This window comes from Kocuria sp. ICS0012 (assembly GCF_001665945.1).
Classification (GTDB): domain Bacteria; phylum Actinomycetota; class Actinomycetes; order Actinomycetales; family Micrococcaceae; genus Kocuria; species Kocuria marina.
In genome coordinates, this window is the sequence record NZ_LZMM01000052.1 from 1 (window position 1) to 6,388 (window position 6,388).

Sequence of the window (6,388 nt, forward strand, 5' to 3'; positions counted from 1 at the left end):
CACGGGGTAAACGGGCATGACAACCCGGCCTGGATGCGGGCGCACCGCACGGGCGCATCCGGGCCCGCTTGGGGTTCGGTAACTGGGACGTCCGGAACGCCGACCCCGAGCTCGTCGAGCAGTTGCTCGCCGACCACATCGCCGACGACTGACCGGCCCCGAACGCGCCACTGCGCCCTCTCCTGCGGGAGAGGGCGTCGTGGCGGAAGCACCGTGTGCCGATCGCTGTGGTGCCGTGGGTCAGCCGGGGAGGCGTCGGCCGGTGGCGGCTTCGAAGAGGTGGACGTGCTCCAGGGTGGGGGCGACCCAGATCGTGGAGCCGGCTTTCGGTGGGTTTCGACCCTCGACGCGGACGATGAACTCGTGGGAGTCGGGGTCCTCCTCGGCCCCGGTGGTGTTGTCCACCGGGACCACGGTGTTGGCGGCCGTGACCGGGGCGAGGTGGCCGTAGACGAACGCGTCCGCCCCGAGCTCCTCCACGACGTCGGCCACAATCGGCAGCCCGGTGCCCTCCTCGGACGGGTGCAGGTCCTCGGGGCGGATGCCGATGGTGACCTTGTTCCCGGTCAACACCTGCTGCTGGTCCCGGGTAAGCGGGATCCGCACCGTGCCGAGCTGGACGGTGTCCCCGGACACGGGGGCGCGGAAGAGGTTCATCGCCGGGGAGCCGATGAAGCCGGCGACGAACTCGGTGGCCGGGCGGTCGTAGAGGGCCCGGGGGGTGTCGACCTGCATCAGGTGCCCGTCCTTGAGCACCGCCACCCGGTCGCCCATGGTCATCGCCTCGACCTGGTCGTGGGTGACATAGACGGTGGTGACCCCCAGCCGGCGGGTCAGCGAGGCGATCTGGGTGCGGGTTTGGACTCTGAGCTTGGCGTCCAGGTTCGACAGCGGCTCGTCCATCAGGAACACCTGCGGGGAGCGCACGATCGCCCGGCCCATGGCCACGCGCTGGCGCTGCCCGCCGGACAGCGCCTTGGGCTTGCGGTCCAGGTAGTCGGTGAGGTCCAGGATCTTGGCGGCCTCCTCGACCCGGTGCCGCCGCTCCTCGGTGGAGATCTTGGCGATCTTCAGGGCGAAGCCCATGTTCTCGGCGACCGTCATGTGCGGGTAGAGGGCGTAGTTCTGGAAGACCATCGCGATGTCGCGGTCGCGGGAGGGCACGTCGGTGACGTCGCGGTCCCCGATGTGGATGGTCCCGTCGGTGACCTCCTCGAGTCCGGCGAGCATCCGCAGGGTGGTGGACTTCCCGCACCCGGAGGGCCCGACCAGGACGAGGAACTCCCCGTCGGCGATCTCCAGGTCCAGGCCGGTGACCGAGGGCCGCTCGGCCCCGGGGTACTGACAGGTGACATTGGCGTAGCGCACAGCAGACATGGGTCAAAGCCTCTTTCCCGGCAGGCACGTGCCGGACGATCCGAAGGAAAGGATGGAGAAGATCACCGAAGTGGTGCGGAATGCCTCGCGCCGGAGCGCGAACAATCCTCATCGATCGGCAGTAGGCCCAGGACCACACGTTCTCGAGGACGACGATCGACGCCTCGTATCACTGTGAGCCTTGACACACTGAAGCGAGTGTATCTAATCTCCTAACACGTGTCAGGCCCCTGACACGTGTTAGTTCAGCAGAGTGAGGACACGCGGATGACTGCAGCGAGCAGCATGACTCGTCGCGCGCTACTGGGGGTCGGCGGCATCGCCCTAACCGGAGCTACGGTGGGGGCGTGGCCGCGACTGACCGGCTCCGACATCCCCGGTCGTGGGGAGGACGTCTTGACGGTCGCGATCCAGGGCACGTCCCAGGACGCCGCGAACCGTCAGCAGATCGTGGACGAGTTCCAGGCCGAGCACCCGGACATCCCGGTGCGGGTCCAGGCGATCCAGAGTGCCGACTGGGGCGACTTTTTCTCCAAGATCCTCACCATGGTCGCGGCAGGTCAGGCCCCGGACCTTGTCTACGTCGCCACAGAGGGCACCCAGCTGTTCGCCGACCGCCTGGCGGTTCCCCTCGACAGCTTCGTCCAGCGGGACGCCGCCATGATGGGGGAGTACTTCCGCGACGTGCACCCCAGCCTCGTCGAGGCTTTCATGTACAAGGGCAACCTGTACCAGCTACCGCTGGAGTTCAACGCGGCCAACATGTACTTCAACACCGCAGCGCTGCGCCGGGCCGGGGCGGACCGGCCGGCCGACGACTGGACCAAGGACGACTTCGTGGGGCTCATGCGCGCCATGCAGCGCTCCAGCGAGGGTTCTTTCCGCCCCTACTACTGGACGAACCGCCTGTTCGGCGGCGTGGTCCCCTGGCTCTACGCCAACGGCACCAGCTTCCTCACCGAGCAGAAGGCACCGGGTGGTGGATGGCTGTGGAACAGCTTCTACCGGGATCACCCGGCGGGTGCCGACCGCGGCGGCGGCTACCTCTGGACCGGTTCCAACGTGCGGGACGAGCGGGTGACGGAGACCTTCGATTTCTTGCGCACCCTCGTCCAAGAGGGTCTCGGGGTGCGCCCGGAGGAGGGCGGCGGCAACGCCCTGATCGGATTGTTCGCCTCCAGCCGTGTCGGTGCGACCCCCGCCGGCGGCTACTGGGCCTACGGCCTGGGTGAGGCCGGGATGGGACCGGAGGCCTTCGACGTGCAGTTCTTCCCCCGCTGGCGTACGCAACGCCACCAGTTCGGCGGCGCCGGCTACGCGCTGATGAAGACCTCGCAGCGCAAGGACCAGGCCTGGGAGTGGATCAAGTTCACGGCCCGCAAGGAGGTGATGGAACTGGCTACCCCGAACCCGAACACCACCCCGAGCCGGCGGTCGATGGTCACCGCCGACTTCTACCGCACCACGGGCCCGGCGCACTGGCAGGTCTTCTACGACACCCTGGACCGGTTCCCCAGCACCGGGCCCATTCCTGCCCCGCCGCAGCAGGCCGCCGTCGAGTCCGCGCTCATGAAGAACGTGGCGGTCGCCATGGGCGGAGGCACCAGCCAGATGACGTCAGCCCTGGACCGGCTCGACACCGAACTCGCTCTCATCCTCGGGGAGGACGCATGACCACCATCGTTCCGGCACCGGACGTCGTCGGGCAGCCCACGACCGCATCGCCTGCTACCCGGCCACGGGCCCGGTCCCGTGCGGAGAAGTGGATGATCGCCGTCTTCCTGGCGCCCACCGTCATCGGGATGGGCGTCTTCACGGTACTGCCCATCCTGGCTTCCGTCGTGCTGGCCTTCTTCCAGTGGGACATCATCTCCGCGCCCGAGTTCGTAGGGGTGCGCAACTTCGCCGAGCTCGTCACGGACCGGACCGTGCGGGTCTCCTTCCTCAACACGATCGTGTTCGTAGTGGTCGCGGTGGCCCTGCAGCTGTCCCTCGCGATGACCCTCGCGGTGCTGGTGCAGGGAAAGATGCCGACCTGGCTGCGGCTGTTCTTCCGCTCCACGTTCTTCTTCCCGCTGATCCTCTCCGCGGCCAGCGTCTCGATCTTCATGCGCTACATGTTCAACGAGCAGTTCGGCGTCGTGAACTGGCTGCTGACCACCGTGGGGCTGCCCGCCGTGCCGTGGCTGACCACCTCCACCGGGGCTGCGCTGGTGGTGGTGATCGTCTACGTGTGGCAGAACTTCGGGTTCACCTTCCTGATCCTGTTGGGCGGGATCGCCTCCATCCCGAAGGAGCTCTACGAGGCGGCCGACCTCGACGGCGCCTCGGGCTGGTCGAAGTTCCGCAACGTCACCCTGCCCCTGGTCAGCCCCACGCTGCTGGTGGCGTCGGTGACGGCGATCATCACGGCGCTGCAGGTCTTCGACCAGCCCTACGTGCTCACCCGCGGCGGTCCCGGTGACTCCACCCGCTCGGCCGTGATGGTCGTCTATCAGACCGCCTTCCAGCAGCTGGAGTTCGGCAAGGCCTCCGCCATCGGGCTGGTGCTCATGGCGCTGATCATGCTGGTCACCCTCGCCCAGTTCCGCCTCTCCCGGCGCTACGTCCACTACCAGTGAGCTCCTCCCGACCGACAAAGGATCACCTCATGTCTTCACCTGCTCACACGCCGACCCGGCCGGGGGCCTCTCCGGCCCGCCGGCGCCGCCCAGCGCTGCCCGCTCCGGGGCGGGTCGCCGGCTTCCTGTTCCTGCTGGTGGCCGCGGTCGCGGTGCTGGGGCCGGTTTTGTGGACGCTCTCGACGTCCCTGCGTACCCCCAGCGAGGCCTTCGACCTCCCACCGAAGTTCCTCCCCACAGACCCGGACACCACCGCCTACGCCGAAGTCGCCCGTACGATCGACCTGGTGCGCCTGGTGCTCAACAGCGCCCTGGTCACCGGCCTCATCGCCGCCGGCCAGATGCTCACCGCGGCCATGGCCGGCTACGTCTTCGCCCGCATGCGTTTCCGGGGCTCGGGCCTGATGTTCGGCGTGGTCCTGGCCACGATGATGGTTCCGGTGCAGGTGACCATCGTGCCCGTGTTCATGCTGGTCCGTGGCATGGGCCTAGCCGACACCCTCCTGGCCCTGATCATCCCGGCCATCCCCACGGCGTTCGGCACGTTTTTGATGCGCCAGTACTTCATGGGCCTGCCCAACGACTTCGCCGAGGCCGCCGCCCTGGACGGGGCCAGCCCGTGGCGCACGTTCTTCTCCATCTATGCCCCACTGGCCCTGCCGGGCATGGCCATCGTGGGCATCCTGGCCTTCAACTACCACTGGAACGAGTTCTTCCGGCCCCTGATCCTCACCATCTCGGAGCAGAACTTCACCCTGCCCCTGGGCCTGGTATCCCTCCAGGGCAACCTCGGCACGGGCTCCATCTCCGTGGTCCTGGCCGGCGTCGTCATCTCCATGATCCCCGCACTGATCGTCTTCGTCTTCGGGCAGCGCTACCTGCGCGAAGGCCTCACCGCAGGAAGCAGCAAATGACGCTCCCCTCCACCACCTCCTCCCGCACCCTCCCTACGAGCCGGGCCTTCCCCCGAACCCATCCCCGGCCCACCCAGGGCTGGCTCAACGACCCCAACGGGATCTGCCGCCTCGACGGCACCTGGCACGTGTTCTTCCAGTACAACCCCCACTCCTCCCGGCACGATGCCATCCACTGGGGGCACCTGTCCTCCCCAGACCTGGTGCACTGGCAGGAGGAGCCGGTGGCTCTGAGCCCCCAGCGGCACGGCCCCGATGCCTTCGGCTGCTGGTCGGGGGTAGTCACCGTGGACCACGGGCGACCCGTGGCGGTCTACAGCGGCGTCGAGGCCGCCGATAACCGGTCCCGGGTGACCCTGGCCACCGGGACGGATGACCTGCGGTCCTGGCGGCAGGAGGGCGTCACAGCGGCGGAGATGCCCGCCGACCCCGACGTCGTCGCGGTTCGCGACCCCTTCCTCTTTCACTGGGCGGGACGGCGGTACGCGCTCCAGGGCGCCGGGCTCGCGGACGGCCGGGCAGCGATCCTCCTTTACGACGCCGCCGACCTCGAGCGCTGGTCCTACCTGGGCGTGTGGCTGACCTCCGACCACCCCGTGCTGAGCGCGGACCTCGGGGCCTCGATCTGGGAGTGCCCCCAGCTCGTCGAGCTCACCGAGGGGGAGCGGTCCCGCTGGGTGCTGATCGTCTCCCGGTGGATGCGTCAGGAGGACGGCTCGGGCCGGCTGCAGGACGTCCGCTACGTCGTCGGGCGCATGACCGGCACGTCCGACGACGACGGGGGCGGGGCCCGGGCGGACGTCCCCCGTTTCTCCCCCGAGGCCTGTGGCGCCGTGGACACGGGGCCGGCCTTCTACGCCCCCCAGGTGCTTGCGCTGGAGGACCGGGCCCTGTTGTGGGGCTGGTCCTGGGAGACGCGGCCGGTAGAGCTCAGCGACGAGGAGGGGTGGGCCGGTCTTCTCACCTGGCCACGCGAGCTCCGCCTGGACGGCGACGTCCTCGCGTCGATGCCCGCCACCGAGTGCGCCGGACACCGGGGGCGGCCCCTGGATCTGCCGTCCTCGGCGGCAGTGGTGGAGCTGCCGGACGCGGTCGAACTCCGCGCCACGGGCGGGGACGCCGCCATGCGCCTGCTGCTGTGCGGGCCCGCCGGTGAGCGCGAGGTGTGGTCGGGACGCGCGGCGACGGTCGTGGTCGACGGCTCCCTGGTGGAGGTCTACGCGCCGGACAGGCCCTCCCACACGCTGCGGGCCTATCCGCAGGACGGCGAGACCTGGTGCGCGGCGGTCGATCCGGGCACGGTCACCGGGTGGGCGCTGGGCCCGTCGACGCCCTGACGATCAGCGGGCAGTCGACGCGCTCCACCGCAGGTGGGATCTGCAGGCCGTGGGGGGGGGGGCGGGGGCGCGGCCCCGCCCCCGCCCCCGCGCGCGGGGGGGGGGGGCGCCGGGGGGGCGGGCGGGGCGGGGCGGGGGG

Annotated in this window: 5 protein-coding genes; 4 read left to right on the forward strand and 1 reads right to left on the reverse strand. The window is 69.6% G+C overall.

Annotation, left to right across the window (positions count from 1 at the left end):
- Window positions 1-240: 240 nt before the first annotated feature.
- Window positions 241-1,377, reverse strand: a complete 1,137-nt coding sequence (locus tag A5728_RS09215) for an ABC transporter ATP-binding protein (RefSeq protein ID WP_053446854.1) — start codon at window positions 1,375-1,377, stop codon at window positions 241-243.
- 267 nt (window positions 1,378-1,644) lie between these two features.
- On the opposite strand from A5728_RS09215, the gene A5728_RS09220 reads away from it, so the two are divergent.
- From A5728_RS09220 to A5728_RS09235, 4 genes are read left to right on the forward strand one after another with little or no spacing between them, the layout of a single operon-like run.
- Window positions 1,645-3,051 carry an extracellular solute-binding protein gene (locus A5728_RS09220; protein ID WP_064846755.1) on the forward strand — a complete coding sequence of 469 codons (1,407 nt, stop codon included), beginning with the start codon at window positions 1,645-1,647 and terminating at the stop codon, window positions 3,049-3,051.
- Window positions 3,048-3,998, forward strand: a complete 951-nt coding sequence (locus A5728_RS09225; protein WP_064846756.1) for a carbohydrate ABC transporter permease — start codon at window positions 3,048-3,050, stop codon at window positions 3,996-3,998. The genes A5728_RS09220 and A5728_RS09225 overlap by 4 nt, the downstream gene beginning before the upstream one ends.
- Window positions 3,999-4,027: 29 nt before the next feature.
- Window positions 4,028-4,912: a carbohydrate ABC transporter permease gene (locus A5728_RS09230; RefSeq protein WP_082943371.1), complete on the forward strand. Its 885-nt coding sequence runs from the start codon at window positions 4,028-4,030 to the stop codon at window positions 4,910-4,912.
- On the forward strand, window positions 4,909-6,249 hold the full coding sequence (locus A5728_RS09235; RefSeq protein WP_064846757.1) for a glycoside hydrolase family 32 protein: 1,341 nt from the start codon (window positions 4,909-4,911) through the stop codon (window positions 6,247-6,249). The genes A5728_RS09230 and A5728_RS09235 overlap by 4 nt, the downstream gene beginning before the upstream one ends.
- Window positions 6,250-6,388: the final 139 nt, after the last annotated feature.